Source organism: Bradyrhizobium genosp. P, from assembly GCF_049949265.1.
In the GTDB taxonomy this organism is placed as follows: domain Bacteria; phylum Pseudomonadota; class Alphaproteobacteria; order Rhizobiales; family Xanthobacteraceae; genus Bradyrhizobium.
In genome coordinates this window covers 3,578,236-3,601,369 of record NZ_CP188195.1, presented here as the reverse complement: position 1 = coordinate 3,601,369, position 23,134 = coordinate 3,578,236, and the positions used below count along the sequence as shown (strand labels likewise).

The window sequence follows — 23,134 nt, the reverse complement described above, 5'->3', positions numbered from 1 at the left end:
CGCTCAGCGCCCCATCGCCTGGTAGATCAGCGTCTTCAGCTCCTGCTGGATCCGGCCGCGTTGCGACGGCGTCTGCACCATCAAGATGCCGAGCAAATCGTCTTCGGGGTCGATGAAAAAGAAGGTGCCCCCGACGCCATCCCATCGGTACTCGCCAAGCGGCCAGGAGGTGCCCGCCGGCACCGAGGTGCGGACCGCGAAGCTGAGCCCATAACCCGAATTCGGACCCGGATAGTAGTTCTGATCGCGCACAACCCCGGTTTCGGGACCGATATGGTCCGACGCCATCAGCGCGATGGTTGCCGGCTTGAGATAGCGCCGGCCCTCATAAATGCCGCCGTTCAACAGCATCTGCGCGAAGCGCGCATAGTCGCCGACGGTGCTGACCATCCCGCCGCCGCCCGATTGCAATTTCAGCGGCTTCCTGGGATCGCGCACCTGCGAGACCTGACCGATCGAGCGGTCGTTCGGCATCGGCTCGGCGATCAGCGGCCATTTGGAAGGATCGGCGACATAGAACGCGGTCTCCGTCATCCCAAGCGGATCGAGCAGGCGCTCCTTCTCGAACTGAAACAACGATTTTCCCGAGATCACCTCGACGACGCGGCCGAGAACGTCGATGCCATGGCCGTAGTCCCACAGCGTGCCGGGCTGCTCGGCGAGCGGCAGCGTGGTGATCTTCGCCGCGAATTCGGCATTGGTGAGATCGTCGCTTTGGGAGAGGCCGGCGTCGGCATAGAGCCTGTTCACCTCGCCTCCACCATAATAGCCATAAGGCAGCCCCGAGGTTTGGCGCATCAAGTCCTCGATCACGATGGGCCGCTTGAGTGGCTCCAGCGCCAACGTCACCTTGCCGTCATCGCCGTGCCTCTCGACACCGACCTTCATGCCGGCAAACGCCGGAATGTATTTCGAGACCGGATCGTCAAGCTTGAGCTTGCCCTCCTCCACCAGCATCATCGCCATCACAGCGGTGATCGGCTTCGACATCGAATAGATACGGAAGATGGTATCCGCGCTCATCGAGAGTTCGGTTGCGATGTCACGGACACCGAAATTCTCCTGATAGACCGGCTTGCCGTGCTGTTGCAGCAGCAAAACCGCGCCGGGGATCTTGCCGGTCGCGACCTCGTTCCTGATGTAGTCGGAGACCTTCGCCAATCGCTCCGGCGCGAGATCATGCTCGGCGCGTCCCTCGGAGCCCGCTTTCGCACCGATCGCGCCAACCAGCAGGACGAGCGCCGCGGCGAAAGCCCGGCGCCCGAACGGATCAATTCTCCATCGCTTCATAGATCAACTGCTTCAGCATCCGTTGGATAGGCTGACGCCAGGTCGGCGTCTGCTCCAGGAGGATGAAGAACATGTCCTGCTTGCGGTCAATCACGTAATAGCAGCCGCTGGCGCCGTCCCACTTCAGTTCACCGAGGTCGCCGGGCGGCGGCGGCTTCGCGTTGCCGGGATCGGTGCGGACCGCAATTCCAAGTCCGAAGCCGAAGCCGTCGCCGGGGAAATAGAAAACGTCGCGCCCAACGCCGGAGCCCGGGCCGACCCGATCGGTCGTCAACTCCTTGAACGTCTCGGGCTTCAGGATGGTCTTGCCCTCAAACGTTCCGCCGTTGAGCAGCATCTGGGCGAAGCGCGCGTAATCCGCCATGGTCGAGACCATGCCGCCGCTGGCGGATTCCCATTTCTTGATCTTGGTCGGATCGTTGATGCGACCGACGTGGAAATCGCTGTCATTCGGCAGCGGCTCGGCCATCAGCTTCTGCTTCTCGGGATCGGTGACGAAGAAGCCGGTGTCCTTCATGCCGAGCGGATCCAGCAGGTTCTGGCGCTCGATCGTCGAGAGCTTCTCGCCGGTCGTGATCTCCATCACCCGCGCCAGAATGTCGGTGGAGTGTCCGTACTGCCAGAGCGCGCCGGGCTGGTTGTGCAGCGGCAGCTTGGCGATGCGCTCGGCGAACTCGGCGAGGTCGAAATCGCCGGCATAGATGTTGGCGTCGCGATAGGCCTTGCGTACCATGCTGTCGCCATAGAAGCCGTAGGTGATGCCGGAGGTGTGTCGCATCAGGTCAAGGATCGTCACCGGCCGGTCCGGCGGCACCAGTTCGAGCGTCTTGGTGCCGTCCTCGGCCTTCTTCTCGACACCCACCTTCACATTGGCAAAGGAGGGAATGTATTTCGAAACGGGATCGTCGAGCTTGTACTTGCCTTCCGCGAGCAGTTGCACCGACGCCACGGCGGTGATCGACTTGCTCATCGAGGCCAGGCGGAAGATGGTCTTGTCCGTGATCGGCGCCTTGCTGACCGCGTCCTGCACGCCGAAGGATTCGTGATAGACCGGCTTGCCGTGCTGCTGGATCAGTACGATGGCACCCGCGATCTTGCCGTTCGCCACCTGGTTGTTGAAGAACTCGCCGATCTTGGCGAGCTTGTCCGGGTTGAAATGCGCGCCGGCCGGAATTTCGTAGGTACCCTCGGTGTGAGCCGGCGATACCGCCAGCAACACCGCACCGGCCGCCGCTCCGCACACCAATCGAAATGAACGCATCAAATCCCTCCCCGGACATCACGGGGAAGTGTAGCGGCACCGTCGTCAGGCACAAGGGCTGCCAAAGAAGGCCAACGCCTCTTCGTGCAATTCGGCGCTGTGGGCGGAAAAGCAGCAGAAGATTACGCGGTTCACGCCGGGCGCCGCGGAAAGGGCATCAACGACCGTTTTGACGGCGATTTTTGCAGCCCGGTCGGCCGGGAAACGAAACACACCGGTCGAGATCGCTGGAAACGCAACCGAAGCCAGATCGTTGCCACGGCAAAGCTCGATGCAACGGCGATAGCAGGATGCGAGCTGGCCATCTTCACCGCGATCACCGCCGTGCCAGATCGGTCCGGCGGCATGGATCACATGCTTTGCGGCAAGCCGGTAGCCGTGGGTGATCTTGGCGTCCCCGGTTTGGCAACCACCGAGCGTCCGGCACTCCGCCAACAATCCGGGTCCAGCGGCGTCATGGATCGCACCATCGACACCTCCGCCGCCGAGAAGTGACGAATTGGCGGCGTTGACGATGGCGTCAACGCGCAGAGTCGTGATGTCGGCAACGATAATTTCGAGCCGCGCCTTGCCGATTTGGCGCGCCGTCAAGATCAGACCGCCGCGTCGACCGGGACGCCCTTGTCTGCGAACAGCTGCTGCAATTCACCGGCCTGGAACATCTCGCGGATGATGTCGCAGCCGCCGACGAACTCGCCCTTCACATAGAGCTGCGGAATCGTCGGCCAGTTGGAATAGTCCTTGATGCCGTTGCGCAGTTCGGCGGACTCGAGAACGTTGAGGCCCTTATAGCCGACGCCGATGTGGTCGAGAATCTGCACGACCTGACCGGAAAACCCGCACTGCGGGAATTGCGGCGTGCCCTTCATGAACAGCACGACTTCGTTCGACTTCACTTCGTTGTCAATGAATTGCTCGATGCTCATTTTCGCTTCCTTGTGGGGGCGGCGCTCTCAAGCCTTACGGGCCGGCCCGCCCTGTCTAACCCATGACCTGTCATATATGTAGCCCAAACCATTGTGCATCCAAAGCAAAATGGCGGGAATCTGGCATGCGGCAGAAGGCGGACGGCGCCCCGATCAGGGCGGGTCATAGTCTGATGGGGCCAATATGAACGCCGGGGAGGCTTTTTTCCCGAACGGCAGCCCCTATCTAGGACGAACTGTCCGTCAGGAACCAGTCCGCTGAAGCAACGTTCTACCCCCGAACCGGAGCCCATTGTGACGAAACCAGCATCCGCTGCGGCCGCCATTTCCGCCGCTTCCCCGTCACTGCTTTCGGAGTCCGGGTCGCTGGCGCAGCGGCTCGTGGACGCCTATCTGGCCGTCCGCCACGAGACCGAGCGGCGGGCCGCGCCGCTATCGCCGGAAGACCAGTTGATCCAGTCGATGCCGGACGCAAGCCCGGCGAAGTGGCACCGCGCCCATACCACCTGGTTCTTCGAGCAGTTTCTGCTTGGCGAACACGTCGACGGCTACACCCCGTTCCACCCGGACTATGCCTATCTCTTCAACTCCTACTATGTCAGCGCCGGTCCGCGGCACGCCCGCCACCAGCGCGGCCATTTGACTCGCCCAAGCGCCGACGAAGTCACCGCGTACCGCCGTCATGTCGACGCCGAGATCGTCAAATTCTTCCAGACCGCGGGAGAGGAAAAACTGCATCAGCTTGTGCCGCTGGTCGAGGTCGGCCTCAATCATGAGCAGCAGCATCAGGAATTGATGTTCACCGATATCCTGCACGCCTTCGCTCAAAACCCGATCCCGCCGGCCTACGATCCGGCATGGCGCTTCCCCGCCTCAAATCGTGGCGGCGAAGCAAATCATAGCGGCGAAGAATGGCTCACGCTGAATGAAGGCATCCATACCGTAGGCCATGCCGACGACAGCTTCCATTTCGACAATGAGAAGCCCGCGCATCGCGCCCTCGTCGGTCCGGTCAAGCTCGCCAGAAATCTCGTCACCAATGCCGAATGGCTCGCCTTCATGAAAGACGGCGGCTATTCGACCGCCACGCTGTGGCTAATGGACGGTTTTGGCGCGGTCAGCAACGAAGGCTGGCAGGCCCCCGGCCACTGGCGCGAGGTCGATGGCGAATGGAAGATCATGACGCTCGGCGGCCTGCAAGCAATTGATCCGTCAGCCCCCGTTTGCCACCTCAGCTATTACGAGGCCGACGCCTTCGCTCGCTGGGCCGGCAAGCATCTGCCGACCGAGATGGAATGGGAGGTCGGAGCCCGCGCCGGCCAGCTCAATGACGCCTACGGCATCGTCTGGCAATGGACCCGCAGCTCCTATTCGCCCTATCCCGGCTACCGTGCGATCGAGGGCGCGCTCGGCGAGTACAACGGCAAGTTCATGGTCAACCAGCTGGTGCTGCGCGGCTCGTCGCTCGCGACGCCGGCCGGTCACAGCCGTGTCACCTACCGCAATTTCTTCTATCCCTTCCATCGCTGGCAATTCACGGGGTTACGCCTCGCCGACTACGCCTGATTGATTCCCGTCGACATCAATAGCGCGCCGGAAAGCGCGTTCAGGAGAGTATCATGAATGTGCATGCCGCCGCTTTGGCCAAAGTGTATCCGTTCGACGAAGCGACCTCGGCATTCGCCGGCGACGTGATCGGCGATCTTGCCCGCCACCCGAAACGGCTGTCGCCGAAATACTTCTACGATGCTGCGGGTTCCGAGCTGTTTGAGCAGATCACGGTGCTGCCGGAGTACTATCCGACCCGGACCGAACTCGGCATCCTCAGCGATCGTGGCAACGAGATCGCCGCGATCATCCCGGAAGGTGCAGCCCTCATCGAGTTCGGCGCCGGCGCGACCACCAAGGTCCGGCTGCTGCTCGAACACTGCGAATTCGGCGCCTATGTGCCGGTCGACATCTCGGGCGATTTCCTGAAAGCGCAGGCCGACGGCCTGCGCAAGGATTTCCCCGATCTGGGCATCTATCCGGTCGCGGCCGACTTCACTACGCGGTTCGCACTGCCCGAAGCGGTTGCAGGAATGCCGAAGGTCGGCTTCTTCCCTGGTTCGACGCTGGGCAATTTCGAGCCGCATGAGGCCGCCGCCTTCCTGCGCAGCGCGCGCAATATCCTGGGCCGCGGCGCGCAGATGATCATCGGCGTCGACCTCGAAAAAGAGGAGCGCGTGCTGTATGACGCCTACAATGATGCCTCCGGCGTCACTGCGCGCTTCAATCTCAATGTGCTGGTTCGTATCAACCGCGAGCTCGGCGGCAATTTCGACCTGTCGGGATTTACCCACCGCTCGATCTACAATCGCGATCGCCATCGCATCGAGATGCACCTGATCAGCCGCAAGGCCCAGACCGTGCGCATCCTCGGCAACACCTTCGCGTTCCGCCCCGGCGAGAGCATTCACACCGAGAACAGCTACAAGTACTCGCTCGAGCGCTTCACCGCGCTTGCCCGCGGCTCCGGCTGGCTGGTGCGGGAATCCTGGACCGATCCGGCGAGGATGTTCTCGGTGCATGCGCTAACCGCAGAGTAAGGCCGGACCGGCGGGATCGGAAACGATCATGGGCAGGCGAGCGCTGCAAATCACGACAGGCTTGCTTGCCCTGGTGCCGATTCTGACCGGCCTCATCACCATGCTGGGGGTCAGCGACCCGCTTTACGCCTCGGCGGGTATTCCTGCCCTGCCGGTGCTGGACAGCAATCTCCGCTTTTTTGGCGGCGCCTGGCTTGGCCTTGGCCTCGCCCTGCTCTGGCTTATTCCGCGCATCGAAAGCCAGACCATCCTGTTCCGCGTGATCTGGGGCGCGATCTTTCTCGGGGGCGTCGGCCGGCTGCTCTCGATCCTGCTTGTCGGCGCGCCGCCCATTCCGTTCGTCGGCTTTACCGCGCTCGAGCTGATCGGTGCCCCGCTGTTCGTCGCCTGGCAGCATCGCGTGGCGCAAGCCGCTCGCCCGTGAGGCGCTATGCCTCCGCCTCCGTGGACCGCAACGAGAGCGATTCCCATGCCGCGACCATGATCATGATCGCTGACGTAACGATCGAGAGCAGCAACGGCGACATCTCGCTTGCGAAATAGGCCGTCACCGCCAGCGCAACGATGCCGACGCCGTGCGAGAGCTGCAGGAATTTGCGGATCACGTATTTGAACAGGATGGTCCCGACCAGGAACAGCAAGGGACCGCCGACCGAGCTCACAACCGTCTTGAGATCGGAATGGCCGGTTGGATGCTTCAGCACCAGTTCGTCGGCAACCGCGCTCAGGATGATCCCGCCGATGATCGGCATGTGCAGATAGGTATAGGCGATCCGCGCCACGCGTCCGGATTCCGTCGATTTCGAGATCATCTCCGAGCCGGCCTCGGCCCCCTTGTGGAAGTAGATCCACCACATGGCGATCGAACCGACCAGGGCCGACACGAATGCGCTGACGTTCTCGGGCGTCCAGGTCAGGTCGGCGAAGGTCGCGCCGTCGACGACGATGGCCTCGCCGAGCGCGATGATGATAAAGCCGGCGCAGCGCTCGGCCATGTGGCCGCCCTCGACCGACCAGGCCTCCATCGAGGAAAACCCGAGCTTCGGCGTCCAGAACCGCAGCGCCGGGGCGACATATTCGATCGTCAGCGCCGCGATCCAAAGCCACAAGCGGGTTTGGCCCTCGGCCAGGCCGCCTGAAATCCAGAGCACGGCCGAGCAGGACAGCCAGGCCAGGATGCGGATGGCGTTGTGCCGCACTGCCGTGCGGTGGGGCGGCGTCGCCAGCAGCCAGAACAGGGTCCGGCCGACCTGCATGACCGCATAGGTGACGGCAAACCATATTCCTCGCCCGTCGAACGCCGATGGAATCGAGGTCGACAGCACGAGGCCGCCCAGCATCAGCACGAACAGCAGCAGGCGAACCGGCGTCAGGTCGGGATTGAGCCAGTTGGTGACCCAGGTGGTGTAGACCCACACCCACCAGACCGCGAGGAACAGCAGCGTGACCTGCACGGCTCCGAGCGGGGTGAAATGGTTCAGCAGCGTATGCGAGAGCTGCGTGACGGCGAAGACGAAGACCAGATCGAACAGCAACTCGGCGTTGCTGACGCGGCTGTGCTGGTCCGGCACGATGACGCGAAACATCGCGCCGCGCGGATTGTCCGCCATCGCCGCTAGCCCCGCCTAGCCTCCCGGCACGCCGGTCTGCAGGGCCAGCGCGTGCAACACCCCGCCCATCTGCCCCTTCAGCGACTGATAGACGATCTGGTGCTGCTGGACCCGGGACTTGCCGCGGAAGGACGCGGAAATGACCGTCGCCGCATAGTGATCGCCGTCGCCGGCCAGATCGCGGATCGTCACCTCGGCATCCGGGATCGCTGCCTTGATCATCGATTCGATATCGCGGGCGTCCATCGGCATCCCAGTCCACCTCCATCAGGCCATTCGAATCATGGCCGGCTTGGCAGCCATGACAGCAAAACCTAGCGCCAGCGGTCTTCTAGGTCATGCCTCGAGATACTATATGCCCATTCCCAGCGATTTAAACCTGCATCAATCGGTCACAAGCAATCACGCTGAAATGACCACAAAAGGCGCAGAACCATGAAGCTTCCCGGCCCCGACCACCCGATCACGATCACGCCCAATCCCAAGCGCATCCGCGTCACCGCCGATGGCGTCGTCATCGCCGAGACGACCCATGCGCTGACCTTGAAGGAAGCGAGCTATCCCGCCGTGCAGTATCTGCCGCGCCAGGATGCCAATATGGAGCTGTTGGCCCGCACCGAGCGGACCACGCACTGCCCCTACAAGGGCGACGCGAGCTATTTCAGCATCAAGGCCAACGGCAAGACGCTGGACAATGCGATCTGGACCTACGAGACGCCCTTCCCGGCGATGGCCGAGATCACGGGCCACCTGGCGTTCTATCCGGACAAGGTGAAGATCGAGGAAGTCGCCTAGGCCGACTTCTCTCACGGCCGGACTCCCCCGGCCATCCACTGTCGCTCTTTCTCAGCCCGAAAACGTCGATGCCCGGGACAGGCCCGGCACGACGATGGAGGTGCGCGGCCGGCTCCCAGCTAGGCTCTGAAGATCGTAAGCCCGAGGATCAGCAGCACCAGGAAGATCACCACGAACACGTAGAACAGGAAGCGTGCGATGTCGGCTGAGGCTGCTGAAATGCCGGTGAAGCCGAGCAAGCCCGCGATGATCGAGACAACAAGGAAGATCAACGCCCACTTCAGAATTGTCATCGCTTGCTCCTCAGTCCGCGCGCGCTTCGCGCGTCGTTCCGCCAACGTGTACGAACGATCACGGTTCCAAAAAGAAACAAATACGCGCAAATGACAGACCTCGACACGAAGGATTCGGCGCAAATCGCCCTTGCTGAATCCAGTTCCCGATTGCAACATCCGGCCGTTAACCCGGCTGGGGGCACCATGAAATCGATTGCACACGCGGCTCCGGCCGTCGACGTTCACGTCGCCCCGAAAGCCCATGCCCGCAACGTGTCGCTGGATCGCGCGCGCACGTTCCTGACGCTGGTCGTGCTGCTGCACCACGCGGTGATCCCCTATACCTATTTCGGACACACCGACCCGACGTCGTGGATCGGCTTCGACATGGTCGTGCTCGCCACCGACAGCTTCTTCATGGCGATGTTCTTCTTCCTGTCGGGGCTGTTCGTGTGGCCGGGCCTCGGCCACAAGCCGTGGCTGATTTTCCTGCGCGACCGGCTGCTGCGGCTCGGCTTGCCGTTTGCGATCTGCGCGGTCACGGTCATTCCGATCGCTTACTATGCGATCGCGTTGCGCGCAAACCATGACATCACCTTCTCCGAGTTCTGGTGGAAGACGGTGACGGTCGGGCCATGGCCGAGCGGCCCGGTCTGGTTCGTCTGGGTGCTGATGGCCTTCGACGTGACCGCGAGCCTGCTCTACCGGGTGTCGTCGAAGCTGCTCGATCCGATCAACCGGCTGTCGTTGAAGGGATTTGAACGTCCCTCGAAATTCTGGCTGTTCATCGTCGTCGTCAGCGTGATCGTCTATGTTCCCGCGCTGGTCCATTACGGCCAAAATTACTGGTTCGAATTCGGACCGTTTTCGGTGCAGGCAAGCCGCGTCCTGCTTTATGCGGCGTACTTCTTCATCGGTGCAGGCATTGGTGCGGCAAATCTCGAGAACGGCCTGCTCAGCGCACATGGACGGCTGACCGAGCGGCGCTGGTTCTGGATGATGGTCACGCTGATTCCGTACGCCATGATGTGGGTCATGATCTACGTCAAGCGCGGGATCATCGGCAATCCCGATCCGCTGCCGTCCTGGTATCTCGCGATCTATGGCCTGTTCTACGTGCTGTTCAGCGCCTCGATCCTGTTTGCGATCCTGGCCTACTTCCTGCAGTCGCATGCGCCGGGGCCGACACTGCTCGACCGCATGCAGGCCGACGCCTACGGCATGTTCCTGGTGCACTATCCGATCGTGCTATGGCTGCAGTACTGGCTGTTCGACTTCGAACTGCCGGCGATTGCCAAGGCCGCCATCGCGTTCTTTGCCACGATCGTCCTGAGCTGGGCTGTCACGGCGGCGCTGCGCAAGATCCCTGGCGCCAAGCACGTGCTGTAGCTTGCGCGGCGATGCCGCGGACATCCATTCCGCGGCACTGCTTGAGCCGCGCCGCGCGGAGTGCGGCCGACAATATGCGTGCAACCCGACTTTGGTCACATGCCGGCGGGCGATTCTCGGCTATGCTGGCCGGACTTGATCGACCTCACGGAGTTCTGGGATGAACAACCCTGAAATTGGATGGATCGCCGCAATCATCGTCGGAGGATTGGCCGGCTGGCTTGCCGAGATGTTCATGAAGTCCGGAACGGGCATTCTGATGAACGTCGTCCTCGGCATCGTCGGCGCCGCGCTCGCCAACTTCCTGCTGGGTCTCCTCGGCGTGTCGCTGGGCGGAGGCTGGATTGGCTACCTCGTCACCGGCTTCATCGGCGCCTGCATCATCATCTTTGCCTGGCGCGCCATTCGCGGCGGAAGGTAGCGGTCGTATTTTCTTGACGCGGGAACGCCTGATCCTGTCGGATCAGGTGGCAGCCCCGCGCATGTAATTGGGCAGCCAGTGTTCGAAGGCGCGGGAGAGCTCGCCGACTGACACAGCCGGCTCGCCCGCGACAACGATCGCATCGCCGCCGGTGGTGCCGATGCGCGCGCAGGGCACGCCCGCCCCCTTCATCTTCGCCAATACGAGACCGGCTTCCGCCGCCGGCACGGTGACGATGTAGCGCGCCTGATCCTCGCCGAACCAGTAGGCATGCGGCACGATCGAGCTCGGCGCCGCCAACAGCTGCGCGCCGATGCCGCTCGCGATCGCCATCTCCGCGAGCGCGATCAGAAGCCCGCCGTCGGAGACGTCATGCACCGCGGTCGCGGTGCCGGCGCGGATCATGCCTCTGACAACGTCGCCGTTGCGCTTCTCGGCGGCGAGATCGACCGGGGGCGGAGCGCCCTCCTCGCGGCCGCAGATGTCGCGCAGATAGACCGACTGGCCGAGCCAGCCCTTGACGTCGCCAACCAGCAGGATCGCCTCGCCGGCGGTCTTGAACGCCAGCGTTGCCGATTTGGTGAAATCGTCGAGCACACCGACGCCGCCAATCGAGGGCGTCGGCAGGATGCCGCGACCGTTGGTCTCGTTGTAGAGCGAGACGTTGCCGGAGACGACCGGGAAGTCCAGCGCACGGCAGGCTTCCGAAATGCCCTTCAGGCAGCCGACGAACTGGCCCATGATCTCGGGCCTTTCAGGGTTGCCGAAATTGAGATTGTCGGTGATCGCGAGCGGCCGGCCACCGACCGCGGTGATGTTGCGCCAGGCTTCGGCGACCGCCTGCTTGCCGCCCTCGAACGGATCGGCCTCGCAATAGCGCGGCGTGACGTCGACGGTCAGCGCAAGGCCCTTCGGGCCATCCTCGACGCGAACGACCGCGGCATCGCCGCCGGGGCGCTGCACGGTATTGCCCAGGATGACGTGGTCGTACTGTTCCCACACCCAGCGCTTCGAGCCGAGTTCGGGCGTGCCGATCAGCTTCTCGATCGCCTGTGAAATCCCGACCGGCGCTTTCACATCCTGGGCGCGGATCACCGGCAGCGCATTCGAGGCGACATGCGGACGGTCGTAGAGCGGCGCCTCGTCGCCGAGTTCCTTGATCGGCAAATCGGCCATCACGTCGCCGCCATGCTTGACGACGAAGCGCTTGGTCGGCGTGGTGTAGCCGACGATGGCGAAGTCGAGCCCCCATTTGCGGAAGATCGCCTCGGCCTCTTTCTCCTTCTCGGGCTTGAGCACCATGAGCATGCGCTCCTGGCTTTCCGAGAGCATCATCTCGTAGGCGCTCATGCCGGTCTCGCGGGTCGGCACCGCGTCGAGGTTGAGGTCGACGCCGAGGTCGCCCTTGGCCCCCATCTCGACCGCCGAGCAGGTCAGCCCCGCGGCGCCCATGTCCTGGATCGCGACGACGCAGTCGGCGGCCATGATCTCGAGGCAGGCCTCCAGCAACAGCTTCTCGGCGAAGGGATCGCCGACCTGCACGGTCGGGCGTTTCTCCTCGGAGGCGTCGTCGAATTCGGCCGACGCCATCGAGGCGCCATGGATGCCGTCGCGGCCGGTCTTGGAGCCGAGATAGACGATCGGCATGTTCACGCCGGAGGCGGCCGCATAAAAGATCTTGTCGGCGTCGGCGAGACCGACCGCCATCGCATTGACGAGGATGTTGCCGTCGTAACGGGTGTGGAAGCGGACCTGGCCGCCGACCGTCGGCACGCCGAACGAATTGCCATAGCCGCCGACGCCGGCCACCACGCCGGACACCAGGTGCCGGGTCTTGGGGTGCTCCGGCGCGCCGAAGCTCAGCGCGTTCAGGCAGGCGATCGGCCGCGCGCCCATCGTAAAGACGTCGCGCAAAATGCCGCCGACGCCGGTGGTCGCGCCCTGATAGGGCTCGATGTAGCTCGGATGATTGTGGCTCTCCATCTTGAAGACCACGGCCTGGCCGTCGCCGATATCGATCACGCCGGCATTCTCGCCCGGGCCCTGGATCACCCAGGGCGCCTTGGTCGGCAGCCCCTTCAGATGGATGCGCGAGGATTTGTACGAGCAGTGCTCGTTCCACATCGCCGAGAAGATCCCGAGCTCCGTGAAGGTCGGAACCCGCCCGATCAGCTTCAGGATGCGCTCATACTCGTCCGGCTTCAGCCCGTGGGCGGCGACGAGTTCGGGGGTGATCTTGGGTTCGTTCTTGGGCGCGTTCATGGGTCCCTTTTAGGTAGATCGAACGGGAGCGAAAAGGCCTTTTAGGGGGCATTTCCGGCCTGTCCAGAGCTTTGGAGCTGCTACCCGCCAGGTATGGGATTTGCACAATGGGGATGGATCGGATTTAAGGACCGTAACCCCTTAATTGAAGGCCTGGATTTCGTGAACGACCTTTCCCAGACTGCATCACTCGACAACTACGGCATTCAGATCGAAACCGAGGGCGAATTCGCCGGCTGGCGCACTTGGCGGCGTGACAATTTCGAGACCCATTCCGGGCCGTTCTACCACCGGGTCGACGAGAATGGCCGGGTCAGATGCGCCTTCCGGGTCGCCGAGAAGCACCTCAACGGCTCCGGCAACGTCCATGGCGGCTGCTTCATGACGTTCGCCGACTACTGCCTGTTCGCACTCGCCAAATCCGAGCTGCAGGGTTCCGGCGTCACCGTGGGGTTCTCGTGCGAATTCCTCGACGCGGCCCGCGAGGGCGAATTGGTGGAGTGCGACGGCGAGGTGACGCGCGCCGGCGGCTCGCTGATCTTCCTGCGCGGCACGCTGCGTTCGGGCATGCGGATGCTGTTCACCTTCTCCGGCACCATCAAGCGGATGAAGCGGAAGCCGCCTGCTGCCTCCTAAGGCGACTTGGTGCTCGTGCCCAGCAACTGACGAAGCGGATTGAGGGGCCCGAGAGGAATCAACTCAAAGCTCATGAGATGAGCTTGGCCCAGGGGAAGCTGTTCAAGTATCTCGTGAGCGGCTGCCGTGTCCGTGACGTTCAAGATGAACACCACGCCGGGACGGCCTTGAAGCGAATACCATTGGTCGATCTTGCCATCCAGATAGAGCTTCACGGTCTCGCGGACTTCGGTCGGCAGGATTGCGCGTGCGGCTGCCGGATCGACCCCGGGGTTTATGGTTCCGATCGCAAGTATTCGGGTGGTCGGCACCGGCGGAGTTGCGGGTTGCGCGTGCGCGGTGTCCGCCCCCATCAAGCAGATGATCAGCGCAGCCAGGACGGCAGCAAAAGCGTTTTTCATTGCGCGCTCCTTGTAGGTTCTTTAACTGCCGTGCCCAGTCGCCCGGCGGCGCCGGCGATGAAGATGACATGTATCATATAAATACGCGACACGTGCTCGAGCTTCGCGCCAATCTGCGCCGAACGCCCTAGCCTTGCGGCCCGCGGCCACGCTATATCAGCCTCAGCGCGCGCCAATGCGCCGGGAGCCAATCAAGGTGCCGAAGAGCACGACGACGACGGGCGGCGTGACGGCTCCCGTGCAAACGCCCACTCCGTCCAGCGCCGCGCACTCCGCGCGCGGCTGGCGCGATTATGCGCTGTTGCTGGCGCTGGCCTGCTGCTGGAGTTCGACCTATCCGCTGGCCAAGATCGCTCTCGGCTCGATCCCGCCGGTCACCTTCATCTCGGCCCGCTCGCTGGTCGCTGCCTTCTTCCTGCTCGCCGTGCTGCGGATTCGCGGCATCCGCATTCCGACCGACGCCAAGGCCTGGAAGCTGTTCGCCTTCCAGCAGACCATCAACTCGACGATCCCGTTCCTGGTGATCACCTGGGCGCAGCAATATGTGCCGGCGTCCAACACCGTGGTGCTGGCCTCGACGACACCTATTTTTGCCTTCCTCATCACCTGGGCGATCACACGGCACGAGCCGGCCTCGCTGCTGAAGCTATCGGGCGCGTCGGCGGCGCGCTTGCGGGCGAACTGGGATTGCGCCTTGCAAGCGCATAGGCGGGATCGTCACCCAGCGGCAGCCGGATGATGTGGTCGTAGTGGTGCTCGGCCTCGTCAAAGCGGCCGACATTCTGGCACTCGGCGGCAAGCGCCGCGCGGTTGGCGATCGTGTCCGACGTCGCGAGCCGGTCGGACAGGTCGCGGTACAGCTTCTCCGGATCGAGTCGGTTGGCAACGCGCTTGCGGGCCTCAGCATGAGGCTTACGCCGCTTTTTCCAGATGCTGCACCAGGCCTGCAAACAGGCCGCGGCCGTCGGTGCAGCCCATGATCTCTTCGACGTGGTTTTCCGGATGCGGCATCATGCCGAGCACATTGCCGCGCTCGTTGACGAGGCCGGCGATCGAATGCGCGGCGCCGTTGAAGTTGGAGGCCTCGTCGACCACGCCATCGGCAGAGCAATAGCGATAGAGCACGCGCCCCTCGCCTTCGAGGCGCTTCAGCGTGTCCACGTCCGCCTCGTAATTGCCCTCGCCATGGGCGACCGGCACGCGGATCACCTGGCCCGCATTGTAGCCGCGCGTGAACGGCGTGTCGGAGCGCTCGACCTTCATGTGCACGTCGCGGCAGACGAATTTGAGCTGCGCATTGCGCATGAGAACGCCGGGCAAAAGACCGGACTCGCACAGGATCTGGAAGCCGTTGCAGACGCCGAGCACGAGGCCGCCCTTGGCCGCATGGTCGCGCACCGCATCCATCACAGGCGCCCGCGCCGCGATCGCGCCACAGCGCAGATAATCGCCGTAGGAGAAGCCACCGGGCACCACCACGAGGTCGGTCCCTTTGGGCAGCGTGGTGTCGGCGTGCCAGACCATCGCGGTCTCATGGCCGGATGCGAGTTTCAACGCACGCGCCATGTCGCGCTGGCGATTGATGCCGGGGAAGACGAGAACGGCTGATTTCATGGGATCACCGGATTTTAGGCACTAGAACAAGCATGAACTTGGCGTAGTTATCGTTGCTGGCCTTCTCGTCGCGCGCCGAACTGATCAGGCTGGCAGAGGCTTTCGCCCCGAACAGCAAACCATTGACTTGGTATTCGCTGACACCGTCGGGCGTCACCGTCAGGCGCCGTGCCCGAAACTTGCGCGGCAGCGCAGCGCCCTTGTCGCCATCAACACCGAGAAGCGTGATGCGCTGTCCCGGCGTCCGCTGCTCCAACGCCTTGATGATTTGTCCCTGGCTGTCACGGAACTGGTCCAAGGTCATCGGATTGCCGGCGGCGTAGACCCGGTAGCTGACCTTGGACCCCGCACCGCAGCTTGGTTGTTCGCAGCGAAAAACATGCGTGTCAGCGCCGCTGCGCTCGTAACGCCACCCGCTCATCGCAACCGGCGGCGGCGCGGACGGCGGCGGCGGCGCCGATTGCGCCGAAGCACCACCGATTCCGGCAGCGGTGAGCAGGGCGAGCCACAACGATCGGGCGAAAGCGCGATGGCTGCCGGGAAGAGCGGGAGCGGCTGTTGTCATTTGGCTCGCTCGGCTAGCTCAGAACTTCAACCCGGTAATTCTCGATCACGGTATTCGCCAGCAGCTTGTCGGCGGCCGCCTTCAACGCGGCTTCCGCCTTGGCCTTGTCGGTATCAGCCAATTCGATGTCGAACACCTTGCCCTGGCGGACGCTGGCGACGCCATCGACGCCGAGCGATTTCAGCGCACCCTCGATCGCCTTGCCCTGCGGATCGAGGATGCCCGACTTCAACGTAACGGTCACACGTGCCTTCATCTTCTTGGCCCAGTATTCAGGACGTCACCCCTGCATAACGGCTTCGCCGTTACTGCTGGAGGTGCTCGGGCAAAGCCCGAGCCTCGAAGGGCGACCTCGTATTTCATCTCCATCCTTCGAGGCTCGCCGGAGCCGGCGAGCACCTCAGGATGACGGCTACCAATCAGCTCTTCACCAGCACCGGGCCGGTTCCGGCCGGCCGCTCATTTTCCATGAGAATGCCGAGCCGCCTTGCGACCTCGGTATAGGCCTCAAGAAGCCCGCCCAGATCCCTGCGGAAGCGATCCTTGTCGAGCTTCTCGTTCGACTTGATGTCCCAGAGCCGGCAGGAGTCCGGCGATATCTCGTCGGCGACGATGATCCGCATCATCTCGTTCTCGAACAGCCGGCCGCATTCCATCTTGAAGTCGACCAGGCGGATGCCAATGCCCAAGAACAATCCGGTCAGGAAGTCGTTGACGCGGATAGCCAGCGCCATGATGTCGTCGATCTCCTGCGGCGTGGCCCAGCCGAAGGCGGTGATGTGCTCTTCCGACACCATGGGGTCGTTGAGCTGGTCGTTCTTGTAATAGAACTCGATGATCGAGCGCGGCAGTTGGGTGCCCTCCTCGATGCCGAGACGCTGCGACAGCGAGCCGGCGGCGACGTTCCGCACCACCACCTCGAGCGGCACGATCTCGACTTCGCGAATCAGCTGCTCGCGCATGTTGAGGCGGCGGATGAAGTGGGTCGGCACCCCGATGTCGTTGAGGTGCTGAAACAGGTACTCCGAAATCCGGTTGTTGAGGACACCCTTGCCCTCGATCACCTGGTGTTTCTTGGCGTTGAACGCGGTCGCATCGTCCTTGAAGTGCTGGATCAGGGTTCCCGGCTCCGGGCCTTCGTAAAGGACCTTGGCCTTGCCTTCATAAATACGGCGTCGACGGCTCATTGGGATGTACCGTGTTTTGTTGAAATCCATGAATTTGGGTGCTCCGGATGACATTGGGTTACGACCCACGACGGAGCTGCCGCGGAGGCCTGGAACCTTGGTACTCCAACCGGAAACAGAACAAGAACCAAGCCTTCAGGCAACCTATCCGATTGGCCCACCGAGCACAATCGATACAGACCGATCGGGGACACTTATCCGCCCCCTATCGTGGACGGGCGATTCTGTGTTTTGCCTGCGGCTTAACGGCTCGTTGTGTTGCCGATTCCTCCCCCTATTTAGGCAGTCATCGGGGTTGTCGCAACGGAGTGGCGGCCCACCATCCAACAGGGGATCGGAACTTCAGGCCATGACCACATTCGACAAGCGCGAGGAAGGTTTCGAGAAGAAATTCGCCCTCGACGAGGAGCTGAAGTTCAAGGCCGAAGCCCGTCGCAACAAGCTGCTTGGCCTGTGGGCTGCCGAGAAGCTCGGCATGTCTGGCGATGCGGCCAGCGCCTACGCCAAGGAGGTGGTGGCCGCCGACTTCGAGGAAGCCGGCGACAATGACGTGCTCCACAAGGTCCTGACGGACCTCGCCGCCAAGGGCAATGCCGTCACCGAACGCGATATCCGCGCCAAGATGGACGAGCTGTTGGCCCAGGCCATCGCCCAGGTGAAGGCGGGGACCTAGCCCCGCGACGGCTATTTCAGCGTGATCTGCAGGCTCATCGAGCCGTTCACGTTGAAGCCTTCCTGTTGCTGCTGGCCGAATTGCCGGCCGATGTTGCTGTTGATCGATTCCAGCCGGCAGTCCTTGGCCAGCACATCCCGCAGAATGTCGCATTCGTGCGCCGCCATCTCGTAGACGATGCGGCGCGCGCGCTCGCGCAGCTTCTGCGCCTCTTCGCCGTCACCGGTCGGCCCCGGCATGAACAGGTTGATGTTGCTTTGGACGCGCACGAAGCCCTCCTGACGCGAAGCGCCGGTGGATTGCTCGACGATGATGCGTTGTCCCGGAGACTGGGCCAAGGCAGGAACCGTCAGGAAGAGCAGGCTGATTGCGGTTGCGGAGAAGCTCGTGGGCGATGGCATGGCGGACCCTTGTTCTGGAATGACAGGTCCGGTTCATAGCTACCTTCAGTTGCAACAAGACAAACCGCGGCTGAGAAAAACCATCATGCCGCTTCATCGAGCGTTAACGGTGACACACGTGAAGAGAGCCCGCGCGGAAACACCACTTTGTGATCGATCTTAGGTTGTATAAATCAATGATGAAATCTAAAGTGCACGTCACTTTCCATGACAACCTTAAGGGAGATCGCAAAATGAACGAGATGGTTTCGCCACAAATGACAGACCAAGCCCAATCGGTCCAAACCCCATCCGCATCCTACACCTGGTATCTCAGCGCGTATCAACTGCACGGCCACCTGTGGTTGGCTTGGCAGACTGACGCGCCTTTCAGGGCCCAGCAGGGACAAATCATGGTCTATACGGGCCAGTTTTTCCCGTCCAACCCCCAGGATAACGTCAAGACATGGCAGTGGGATAACGTTAGTTCGAGTGGATGGGATACGGGTCTGCCTTGGGGAAGCGGCTGGTATTGCGCGTGGAATGCGCAACGCAGTCCGAACGGACCTTACGCCTACGCCGTGCAGGTCGTCACGAATTAGCACGGCCGCCGTAGGCTCGTTGGTCAACGAGCCTACGGTTTCGGACCGCTATATTCGGCGCGAATCGTCTTCAGCAACAGCCGCGACGCCGCGCTCAAAAAGCCGCCGCGTCGCGTCACCGTCACGACGTGGTGGCTCGCAGCGAGATCGCCGACGCCGATGGTCGAGATCGCGGAACGACCGAGTTCTTCGGCAGCATTGCTCTCCGATAGCAGCGCGATGCCAAAGCCGGCTTCGACCAGACGCTTCTGCGCGGTCAGGCTGTCGACCGGCGTCCAGGAGACCTCACCCAATCCATGGGTCTGAAACAGCGCGAAGACATGTGACGCGGTGATCTCGCGGCGCCCCGGCACGATGGGGAAGGCGATCCAGCGTTCGCCGCGCAACTCGGCCAGCCTGGCGACCCGGCGGCCGGCGCGCGGGTGACCCGGTGCGCAGACCACCAGAAGCCGTTCGGCAAACAGCACTTCGCAATCGAGGTCGCGCGAACGGTCGCGGTCGTAGCGGAGCCCGATGGTCGCATCGCCGCGCCGGATCAGATCGCTCACCTCCGCGCTGGTCGCCGTGCGCAAGGTGAGATCAACATCGGGATGCTGGCTGGCAAGGCGCTTCAGGACCTTCGAAAGCCGTTCTCCGGCCAACGTGCCGGTGACGGCAAGCGCGACCGGCCCGGAATTGTCGCGCAGCAATGCACGCACCGCATTCTCGGCATCCTGCACCGCCGCCACCGCGCGCTCGGCATAGGGCACCATCACCCGCCCGGCATCGCTCAGCCGGGTCTTGCCCGCGATCCGCTCGAACAACGGCACGCCGAGCTCCTGCTCAAGCAGCGCGATGCGCCGCGAGATCGCCGGCTGCGAGCGATGCAGAGCCTTCGCCGCATTGGATATCCCGCCGCGCCGGTGCACGACGAGGAACGTGTTGAGCGCGTCGCTATCCATCCCGGATCGCATGCAAAAAGCTGATGATATCAGAAGGAATAACAGATTTGTCTGATGGGGAAAACCGACCTATCGCTCCAGCCACGCGATCTATTCTCTGAACAGACAGGAGTTCACATGCGCACCCAGGCGGACAAGGCAGCACGATTCCGAGAGCTGCATCAGCGGAGCGGCGCCTTCATCATTCCAAATCCGTGGGACGCCGGAACGGCGAAGCTGCTTGCCTCCATGGGTTTTGAGGCGCTCGCGACCACGAGCCTCGGGGTTGCCAACACCCTCGGCAGCTCAACCATCAGCCTCGACGCTATCATCGAGAACTGCCGGGTCATCGCCGAGGCCACCGACCTGCCCGTCAATGCCGATCTGGAGAATTGCGGCGCGGATGATCCGAAGACGGCGGCGAAGGCGATCGTGCGCGCGGCCGAGGCTGGCGCCGTCGGCGGCTCGATCGAGGATTCGACCGGCAACCCCAAACATCCGATCTACGATTTCTCACTTGCGGTCGAGCGGGTGCAGGCCGCGGTCGAAGCCGCACGCTCCCTCTCCTTCCCGTTCGCACTGACAGCGCGGGCTGAGAATTTTCTCCATGGGCGCAAGGATATGGACGACACGATCAAGCGGCTGCAGGCGTTCGAGGCCGCCGGCGCCGACGTCCTGTATTCGCCGGGCCTGTACGACCTCACGACCATCAAGACGGTGGTGTCGTCGCTCCGCAAGCCGTTCAACCTGGTGATGGGCTTTGCTGACCCGAGCCTGACGGTCGAGCAATTGTCGGCCGCCGGCGTCAAGCGCATCAGCGTCGGCGGCGCGATGGAACGCCACGCGCTGGCAGCGTTTCTGCGCTGTGCCCGCGAGATGAAGGAGGGATCGTTCACATATGTGCGCGATATGGCGCCCGTGAAGGAGGTGCGCGAAGCCTTTGCGAGGGGGACGGCAGAGCCCTAACCTCCACGTAGGTCGTCATTCCGGGGCGTGCGAAGCACGAACCCGGAATGACGAGATTCCCCGGTGCGCAATCGCGTACCTGAGGTTCGCTGCGCGCCCCGGAATGACGTTCCCTTCGGCTCAGCCCTCCTTGAAGCCGTATTCCGGCACGTTGCCGCTAGCGCCGTAATATTTGTAGGGCAGGAATTTGCCGGACATCGTGATCTTGACGCGGTCGCCCTTCGGGTTCGGCTGCCGCTCCATCACCATGTCGAAATCGATCGCCGACATGATGCCGTCGCCGTATTCTTCCTCGATCAGCGCCTTCCAGGCCGGACCGTTGACCATCACGAGCTCGTAGAAGCGATAGAGCAGCGGATCGGTCGGCGGCATCGGCATGCCGCGCATCGGCGTCTCGTTGAGCATCGCGGTCTCGGACTTCGACAGCCCGAACAGCTCCTGCGCATTGGCGGCCTGAGGTTTTGTCAGCTTCATCTGGCCGAGAATCGCGCCGGTGATCAGCACCTCGGAATAGCCGCCGATCCTTTCGCAGATGTACTTCCAGCTCCAGCCCTTCTCGCGCTTGATGTCGAGCAGCTTTTCGGTGAGATCTTCGCGTTTCATGGTTTCCTCCTGGTGGACTTTAGCGCGCAACGCTCTGCGCAGGGTTGAGTTCGACGATGCGCGGCGACGACACGATGGTCGGTTCTCCGACGCCGGGCCGCACGGTGGGCACGTGGCGCGGATCGTGATCGGTCACATCGGTCGCAAAGCTCTTGCTGCGGCTGACCAGGAAATCGACGATATGGTTGCGCAGTGCGTAGTAATACGGGTGGCGATGCAGATCGATGCGGCCGCGCTCCTTCGGCAGCGGGTTCTCGACGATCTCGGCCAGCACGGCGCCCGGACCGTTGGTCATCAGAAATATCTTGTCGGCGAGGAAGATCGCCTCATCGACGTCATGGGTGATCATGAAGGTGGTCTGCCCGGTCTCCAGGCAAATACGCCGCACCTCGTCCTGCAGGGTGCCGCGGGTCAGCGCATCCAGCGCCGAGAACGGCTCATCCATCAGCATGATCTTTGGCGTGATGGACAGCGCCCGCGCGATGCCGACGCGCTGCTTCATGCCGCCTGACAGCTCCGACGGATGCTTGTGCTCCGAGCCGGTGAGGCCAACGAGATCGATGAACTTCTGCGCATGAGCCCTCACCCGCGCGCGATCCCATTTGCGCCATTTCGAGCTGACGGCGTAAGCGACATTGCCCAGCACCGTGCGCCACGGCAGTAGCGCATGGCTCTGGAAGATCACGGCGCGGTCGAGGCTGGTGCCCTCGATGCCCTGCCCGTCGACGATGACGGTGCCCTCGCTCGGCTCGTCGAGCCCGGCCAGGATGTTCAGCACGGTGGTCTTGCCGCAGCCGGAATGCCCGATCACGCAACCGAACTCCCCGCGCATCATCGACAGCCAGAGATTCTCGAACACCGCGGTGGTACCGCCATTGGCGCCAGGATAGCGCCGCGCGATGCCTTCGATAGAAATGAACTTGTCGGTCATCACTACTCCGGAAACGTCACCATGCGCGTGAAGCGCGCAAGGACCTGGTCGAGCAGCATGCCGACGACGCCGATCAAGAGGATCGCGATGATGACATTGGTGATCGAGAGATTGTTCCACTCGTTCCAGACGAAATAGCCGATGCCGGTGCCGCCGACGAGCATTTCGGCGGCGACGATCACCAGCCAGGCGATCCCGATCGAGATCCGCATGCCGGTCAGGATCGTCGGCGCCGCCGCCGGAAGGATCACGGTGAAGGCGCGCCTGACGGTGCCGACCTCCAGCGTACGCGCGACGTTGATCCATTCCTTGCGCACGCCGGCGACGCCGAAGGCGGTGTTCAGCAGCATCGGCCACACCGAGCAGATGAAGATCACGAAGATCGCCGAGATCGAGGAATCCTTGATGGTGTAGAGCGCGAGCGGCATCCAGGCCAGCGGCGAGATCGGCTTCAATATCTGGATGAACGGATCAAGCGCCTGGCTGATCAGGGGGGACATCCCGATCAGAAAGCCGAGCGGAATCGCGACCAGCACTGCGATGAGATAGCCGAGCGCGACGCGCCCCATCGAATAGCCGAGCTGGATACCGAGCCCCTTGTCGTTCGGCCCGTTGTCGTAGAACGGCCGCTTCAAATGCTCCCAGAGCTTCGCCCCGACATCCAACGGTCCGGGCATCGCCGATTTGCCTTGCGTCGCCGTCAGCCCCATCAGCTTGGCGTATTCCGGGCTCATGGTGGCGGCCGCGCCGGTGCCCCGGGTCGCGAGATGCCAGATGCCGAGGAAGCCGGCGAGCAGCACGATGGAGAGGATCGCAGCGCGAAGGCGGAGGCTCATCTC

28 protein-coding genes and 1 pseudogene are annotated in these 23,134 nt (G+C 62.9%); 11 read left to right on the top strand and 18 right to left on the bottom strand.

Going from position 1 to position 23,134, the window contains the following annotated elements:
* Window positions 1-3 precede the first annotated feature (3 nt).
* The 4 genes from ACP2YO_RS17425 to grxD are packed head-to-tail and all read right to left on the bottom strand — an operon-like array spanning window position 4 to window position 3,477.
* Window positions 4-1,290 (bottom strand): serine hydrolase domain-containing protein, encoded by a 1,287-nt coding sequence (locus tag ACP2YO_RS17425; RefSeq protein ID WP_426441931.1) that lies wholly within the window; start codon window positions 1,288-1,290, stop codon window positions 4-6.
* Entirely contained in the window at window positions 1,271-2,551 is a 1,281-nt protein-coding gene (locus tag ACP2YO_RS17420) for a serine hydrolase domain-containing protein (RefSeq protein ID WP_426441930.1), read from the bottom strand. The genes ACP2YO_RS17425 and ACP2YO_RS17420 overlap by 20 nt, the downstream gene beginning before the upstream one ends.
* A 45-nt stretch (window positions 2,552-2,596) precedes the next feature.
* Window positions 2,597-3,142 (bottom strand): O-acetyl-ADP-ribose deacetylase, encoded by a 546-nt coding sequence (locus ACP2YO_RS17415; protein ID WP_426441929.1) that lies wholly within the window; start codon window positions 3,140-3,142, stop codon window positions 2,597-2,599.
* Window positions 3,143-3,144: 2 nt separating this feature from the next.
* The gene (grxD, locus tag ACP2YO_RS17410) at window positions 3,145-3,477 is read right to left on the bottom strand and encodes a Grx4 family monothiol glutaredoxin (RefSeq protein WP_426441928.1); all 333 of its coding nucleotides are present in this window, start codon (window positions 3,475-3,477) and stop codon (window positions 3,145-3,147) included.
* A gap of 294 nt (window positions 3,478-3,771) precedes the next feature.
* Here grxD and egtB point away from each other — a divergent pair, with 294 nt between their 5' ends.
* The 3 genes from egtB to ACP2YO_RS17395 are packed head-to-tail and all read left to right on the top strand — an operon-like array spanning window position 3,772 to window position 6,489.
* On the top strand, window positions 3,772-5,043 hold the full coding sequence (egtB, locus tag ACP2YO_RS17405; RefSeq protein WP_426441927.1) for an ergothioneine biosynthesis protein EgtB: 1,272 nt from the start codon (window positions 3,772-3,774) through the stop codon (window positions 5,041-5,043).
* Window positions 5,044-5,096: 53 nt separating this feature from the next.
* Window positions 5,097-6,065, top strand: a complete 969-nt coding sequence (gene egtD / locus ACP2YO_RS17400; RefSeq protein WP_426441926.1) for an L-histidine N(alpha)-methyltransferase — start codon at window positions 5,097-5,099, stop codon at window positions 6,063-6,065.
* A 28-nt stretch (window positions 6,066-6,093) separates the two neighbouring features.
* On the top strand, window positions 6,094-6,489 hold the full coding sequence (locus tag ACP2YO_RS17395; RefSeq protein ID WP_426441925.1) for a DUF4345 domain-containing protein: 396 nt from the start codon (window positions 6,094-6,096) through the stop codon (window positions 6,487-6,489).
* Window positions 6,490-6,493: 4 nt separating this feature from the next.
* Here the strand turns inward: ACP2YO_RS17395 and ACP2YO_RS17390 are convergent, their stop codons facing one another.
* Both ACP2YO_RS17390 and ACP2YO_RS17385 read right to left on the bottom strand, forming a co-directional pair.
* Entirely contained in the window at window positions 6,494-7,675 is a 1,182-nt protein-coding gene (locus ACP2YO_RS17390; protein WP_426441924.1) for a low temperature requirement protein A, read from the bottom strand.
* 15 nt (window positions 7,676-7,690) lie between these two features.
* Window positions 7,691-7,927 (bottom strand): BolA family protein, encoded by a 237-nt coding sequence (locus tag ACP2YO_RS17385; RefSeq protein ID WP_426441923.1) that lies wholly within the window; start codon window positions 7,925-7,927, stop codon window positions 7,691-7,693.
* 183 nt (window positions 7,928-8,110) lie between these two features.
* Between ACP2YO_RS17385 and ACP2YO_RS17380 the strand changes: the two genes are divergently transcribed.
* A complete protein-coding gene (locus ACP2YO_RS17380) occupies window positions 8,111-8,470 on the top strand; it encodes a DUF427 domain-containing protein (RefSeq protein ID WP_426441922.1) in 360 nt (119 codons plus the stop codon).
* A gap of 119 nt (window positions 8,471-8,589) precedes the next feature.
* Here the strand turns inward: ACP2YO_RS17380 and ACP2YO_RS17375 are convergent, their stop codons facing one another.
* A complete protein-coding gene (locus ACP2YO_RS17375) occupies window positions 8,590-8,763 on the bottom strand; it encodes a DUF1328 domain-containing protein (protein WP_044541507.1) in 174 nt (57 codons plus the stop codon).
* Window positions 8,764-8,949: 186 nt separating this feature from the next.
* Here ACP2YO_RS17375 and ACP2YO_RS17370 point away from each other — a divergent pair, with 186 nt between their 5' ends.
* Window positions 8,950-10,134: an acyltransferase family protein gene (locus ACP2YO_RS17370; RefSeq protein ID WP_426441921.1), complete on the top strand. Its 1,185-nt coding sequence runs from the start codon at window positions 8,950-8,952 to the stop codon at window positions 10,132-10,134.
* A 160-nt stretch (window positions 10,135-10,294) separates the two neighbouring features.
* Complete coding sequence (locus ACP2YO_RS17365) at window positions 10,295-10,555, top strand: GlsB/YeaQ/YmgE family stress response membrane protein (RefSeq protein WP_426441920.1); 261 nt, start codon at window positions 10,295-10,297, stop codon at window positions 10,553-10,555.
* A gap of 42 nt (window positions 10,556-10,597) precedes the next feature.
* Here the strand turns inward: ACP2YO_RS17365 and purL are convergent, their stop codons facing one another.
* Window positions 10,598-12,817 carry a phosphoribosylformylglycinamidine synthase subunit PurL gene (purL, locus tag ACP2YO_RS17360; protein WP_426441919.1) on the bottom strand — a complete coding sequence of 740 codons (2,220 nt, stop codon included), beginning with the start codon at window positions 12,815-12,817 and terminating at the stop codon, window positions 10,598-10,600.
* Between the two features lie 162 nt (window positions 12,818-12,979).
* Here purL and ACP2YO_RS17355 point away from each other — a divergent pair, with 162 nt between their 5' ends.
* Window positions 12,980-13,453, top strand: a complete 474-nt coding sequence (locus ACP2YO_RS17355; protein ID WP_426441918.1) for a PaaI family thioesterase — start codon at window positions 12,980-12,982, stop codon at window positions 13,451-13,453.
* Here ACP2YO_RS17355 and ACP2YO_RS17350 read toward each other — a convergent pair.
* Window positions 13,450-13,854, bottom strand: coding sequence for a muconolactone Delta-isomerase family protein (locus ACP2YO_RS17350; protein ID WP_426441917.1), 405 nt, complete (start codon window positions 13,852-13,854; stop codon window positions 13,450-13,452). The genes ACP2YO_RS17355 and ACP2YO_RS17350 overlap by 4 nt on opposite strands.
* Before the next feature lie 196 nt (window positions 13,855-14,050).
* Here ACP2YO_RS17350 and ACP2YO_RS17345 point away from each other — a divergent pair.
* A pseudogene (locus tag ACP2YO_RS17345) lies at window positions 14,051-14,512 on the top strand (DMT family transporter); the annotation flags it as partial.
* A 254-nt stretch (window positions 14,513-14,766) separates the two neighbouring features.
* Here ACP2YO_RS17345 and purQ read toward each other — a convergent pair.
* The 4 genes from purQ to purC all read right to left on the bottom strand — a co-directional run bounded on the left by purQ (window position 14,767) and on the right by purC (window position 17,220).
* Complete coding sequence (gene purQ / locus ACP2YO_RS17340; protein WP_426441916.1) at window positions 14,767-15,468, bottom strand: phosphoribosylformylglycinamidine synthase subunit PurQ; 702 nt, start codon at window positions 15,466-15,468, stop codon at window positions 14,767-14,769.
* Between the two features lie 4 nt (window positions 15,469-15,472).
* Window positions 15,473-15,979 (bottom strand): hypothetical protein, encoded by a 507-nt coding sequence (locus ACP2YO_RS17335; RefSeq protein ID WP_426441915.1) that lies wholly within the window; start codon window positions 15,977-15,979, stop codon window positions 15,473-15,475.
* 67 nt (window positions 15,980-16,046) lie between these two features.
* The gene (gene purS, locus ACP2YO_RS17330) at window positions 16,047-16,289 is read right to left on the bottom strand and encodes a phosphoribosylformylglycinamidine synthase subunit PurS (RefSeq protein ID WP_044541512.1); all 243 of its coding nucleotides are present in this window, start codon (window positions 16,287-16,289) and stop codon (window positions 16,047-16,049) included.
* A gap of 163 nt (window positions 16,290-16,452) precedes the next feature.
* Window positions 16,453-17,220, bottom strand: a complete 768-nt coding sequence (gene purC, locus ACP2YO_RS17325) for a phosphoribosylaminoimidazolesuccinocarboxamide synthase (protein WP_426441914.1) — start codon at window positions 17,218-17,220, stop codon at window positions 16,453-16,455.
* Window positions 17,221-17,569: 349 nt separating this feature from the next.
* On the opposite strand from purC, the gene ACP2YO_RS17320 reads away from it, so the two are divergent.
* Window positions 17,570-17,893 carry a DUF1476 domain-containing protein gene (locus ACP2YO_RS17320; RefSeq protein WP_426441913.1) on the top strand — a complete coding sequence of 108 codons (324 nt, stop codon included), beginning with the start codon at window positions 17,570-17,572 and terminating at the stop codon, window positions 17,891-17,893.
* 11 nt (window positions 17,894-17,904) lie between these two features.
* Here the strand turns inward: ACP2YO_RS17320 and ACP2YO_RS17315 are convergent, their stop codons facing one another.
* Entirely contained in the window at window positions 17,905-18,294 is a 390-nt protein-coding gene (locus ACP2YO_RS17315) for a hypothetical protein (RefSeq protein ID WP_426441912.1), read from the bottom strand.
* A gap of 233 nt (window positions 18,295-18,527) precedes the next feature.
* Between ACP2YO_RS17315 and ACP2YO_RS17310 the strand changes: the two genes are divergently transcribed.
* Window positions 18,528-18,875 carry a hypothetical protein gene (locus tag ACP2YO_RS17310; RefSeq protein ID WP_426441911.1) on the top strand — a complete coding sequence of 116 codons (348 nt, stop codon included), beginning with the start codon at window positions 18,528-18,530 and terminating at the stop codon, window positions 18,873-18,875.
* A gap of 32 nt (window positions 18,876-18,907) precedes the next feature.
* Here the strand turns inward: ACP2YO_RS17310 and ACP2YO_RS17305 are convergent, their stop codons facing one another.
* Window positions 18,908-19,816, bottom strand: a complete 909-nt coding sequence (locus ACP2YO_RS17305; protein ID WP_426441910.1) for a LysR family transcriptional regulator — start codon at window positions 19,814-19,816, stop codon at window positions 18,908-18,910.
* Window positions 19,817-19,933: 117 nt separating this feature from the next.
* Here ACP2YO_RS17305 and ACP2YO_RS17300 point away from each other — a divergent pair, with 117 nt between their 5' ends.
* Window positions 19,934-20,761 carry an isocitrate lyase/PEP mutase family protein gene (locus ACP2YO_RS17300; RefSeq protein WP_426441909.1) on the top strand — a complete coding sequence of 276 codons (828 nt, stop codon included), beginning with the start codon at window positions 19,934-19,936 and terminating at the stop codon, window positions 20,759-20,761.
* 120 nt (window positions 20,762-20,881) lie between these two features.
* Here ACP2YO_RS17300 and cynS read toward each other — a convergent pair whose 3' ends face one another.
* Genes cynS through ntrB form a run of 3 tightly spaced genes read right to left on the bottom strand, consistent with a single transcriptional unit; the run spans window position 20,882 to window position 23,131 of the window.
* Window positions 20,882-21,364, bottom strand: a complete 483-nt coding sequence (cynS, locus tag ACP2YO_RS17295; RefSeq protein WP_426441908.1) for a cyanase — start codon at window positions 21,362-21,364, stop codon at window positions 20,882-20,884.
* Window positions 21,365-21,383: 19 nt separating this feature from the next.
* Complete coding sequence (locus ACP2YO_RS17290; RefSeq protein WP_426441907.1) at window positions 21,384-22,295, bottom strand: ABC transporter ATP-binding protein; 912 nt, start codon at window positions 22,293-22,295, stop codon at window positions 21,384-21,386.
* Between the two features lie 2 nt (window positions 22,296-22,297).
* Window positions 22,298-23,131 carry a nitrate ABC transporter permease gene (ntrB, locus tag ACP2YO_RS17285; protein WP_426443225.1) on the bottom strand — a complete coding sequence of 278 codons (834 nt, stop codon included), beginning with the start codon at window positions 23,129-23,131 and terminating at the stop codon, window positions 22,298-22,300.
* Window positions 23,132-23,134: the final 3 nt, after the last annotated feature.

What these genes read in the sequence shown, in the direction of transcription:
- ACP2YO_RS17395 (WP_426441925.1), top strand. Translation starts at nt 6,094, where the DNA reads ATGGGCAGGCGAGCGCTGCAAATCACGACAGGCTTGCTTGCCCTGGTG.
- ACP2YO_RS17300 (WP_426441909.1), top strand. Translation starts at nt 19,934, where the DNA reads ATGCGCACCCAGGCGGACAAGGCAGCACGATTCCGAGAGCTGCATCAG.
- ACP2YO_RS17315 (WP_426441912.1), bottom strand. Translation starts at nt 18,294, where the DNA reads ATGCCATCGCCCACGAGCTTCTCCGCAACCGCAATCAGCCTGCTCTTC.
- ACP2YO_RS17375 (WP_044541507.1), bottom strand. Translation starts at nt 8,763, where the DNA reads ATGACAATTCTGAAGTGGGCGTTGATCTTCCTTGTTGTCTCGATCATC.
- ACP2YO_RS17365 (WP_426441920.1), top strand. Translation starts at nt 10,295, where the DNA reads ATGAACAACCCTGAAATTGGATGGATCGCCGCAATCATCGTCGGAGGA.
- ACP2YO_RS17320 (WP_426441913.1), top strand. Translation starts at nt 17,570, where the DNA reads ATGACCACATTCGACAAGCGCGAGGAAGGTTTCGAGAAGAAATTCGCC.
- ACP2YO_RS17425 (WP_426441931.1), bottom strand. Translation starts at nt 1,290, where the DNA reads ATGAAGCGATGGAGAATTGATCCGTTCGGGCGCCGGGCTTTCGCCGCG.
- ACP2YO_RS17350 (WP_426441917.1), bottom strand. Translation starts at nt 13,854, where the DNA reads ATGAAAAACGCTTTTGCTGCCGTCCTGGCTGCGCTGATCATCTGCTTG.
- ACP2YO_RS17305 (WP_426441910.1), bottom strand. Translation starts at nt 19,816, where the DNA reads ATGGATAGCGACGCGCTCAACACGTTCCTCGTCGTGCACCGGCGCGGC.
- ACP2YO_RS17290 (WP_426441907.1), bottom strand. Translation starts at nt 22,295, where the DNA reads ATGACCGACAAGTTCATTTCTATCGAAGGCATCGCGCGGCGCTATCCT.
- ACP2YO_RS17390 (WP_426441924.1), bottom strand. Translation starts at nt 7,675, where the DNA reads ATGGCGGACAATCCGCGCGGCGCGATGTTTCGCGTCATCGTGCCGGAC.
- cynS (WP_426441908.1), bottom strand. Translation starts at nt 21,364, where the DNA reads ATGAAACGCGAAGATCTCACCGAAAAGCTGCTCGACATCAAGCGCGAG.
- ACP2YO_RS17385 (WP_426441923.1), bottom strand. Translation starts at nt 7,927, where the DNA reads ATGCCGATGGACGCCCGCGATATCGAATCGATGATCAAGGCAGCGATC.
- purL (WP_426441919.1), bottom strand. Translation starts at nt 12,817, where the DNA reads ATGAACGCGCCCAAGAACGAACCCAAGATCACCCCCGAACTCGTCGCC.
- purS (WP_044541512.1), bottom strand. Translation starts at nt 16,289, where the DNA reads ATGAAGGCACGTGTGACCGTTACGTTGAAGTCGGGCATCCTCGATCCG.
- purQ (WP_426441916.1), bottom strand. Translation starts at nt 15,468, where the DNA reads ATGAAATCAGCCGTTCTCGTCTTCCCCGGCATCAATCGCCAGCGCGAC.
- ACP2YO_RS17310 (WP_426441911.1), top strand. Translation starts at nt 18,528, where the DNA reads ATGAACGAGATGGTTTCGCCACAAATGACAGACCAAGCCCAATCGGTC.
- grxD (WP_426441928.1), bottom strand. Translation starts at nt 3,477, where the DNA reads ATGAGCATCGAGCAATTCATTGACAACGAAGTGAAGTCGAACGAAGTC.
- ACP2YO_RS17420 (WP_426441930.1), bottom strand. Translation starts at nt 2,551, where the DNA reads ATGCGTTCATTTCGATTGGTGTGCGGAGCGGCGGCCGGTGCGGTGTTG.
- purC (WP_426441914.1), bottom strand. Translation starts at nt 17,220, where the DNA reads ATGAGCCGTCGACGCCGTATTTATGAAGGCAAGGCCAAGGTCCTTTAC.
- ACP2YO_RS17370 (WP_426441921.1), top strand. Translation starts at nt 8,950, where the DNA reads ATGAAATCGATTGCACACGCGGCTCCGGCCGTCGACGTTCACGTCGCC.
- ntrB (WP_426443225.1), bottom strand. Translation starts at nt 23,131, where the DNA reads ATGAGCCTCCGCCTTCGCGCTGCGATCCTCTCCATCGTGCTGCTCGCC.
- egtD (WP_426441926.1), top strand. Translation starts at nt 5,097, where the DNA reads ATGAATGTGCATGCCGCCGCTTTGGCCAAAGTGTATCCGTTCGACGAA.
- ACP2YO_RS17380 (WP_426441922.1), top strand. Translation starts at nt 8,111, where the DNA reads ATGAAGCTTCCCGGCCCCGACCACCCGATCACGATCACGCCCAATCCC.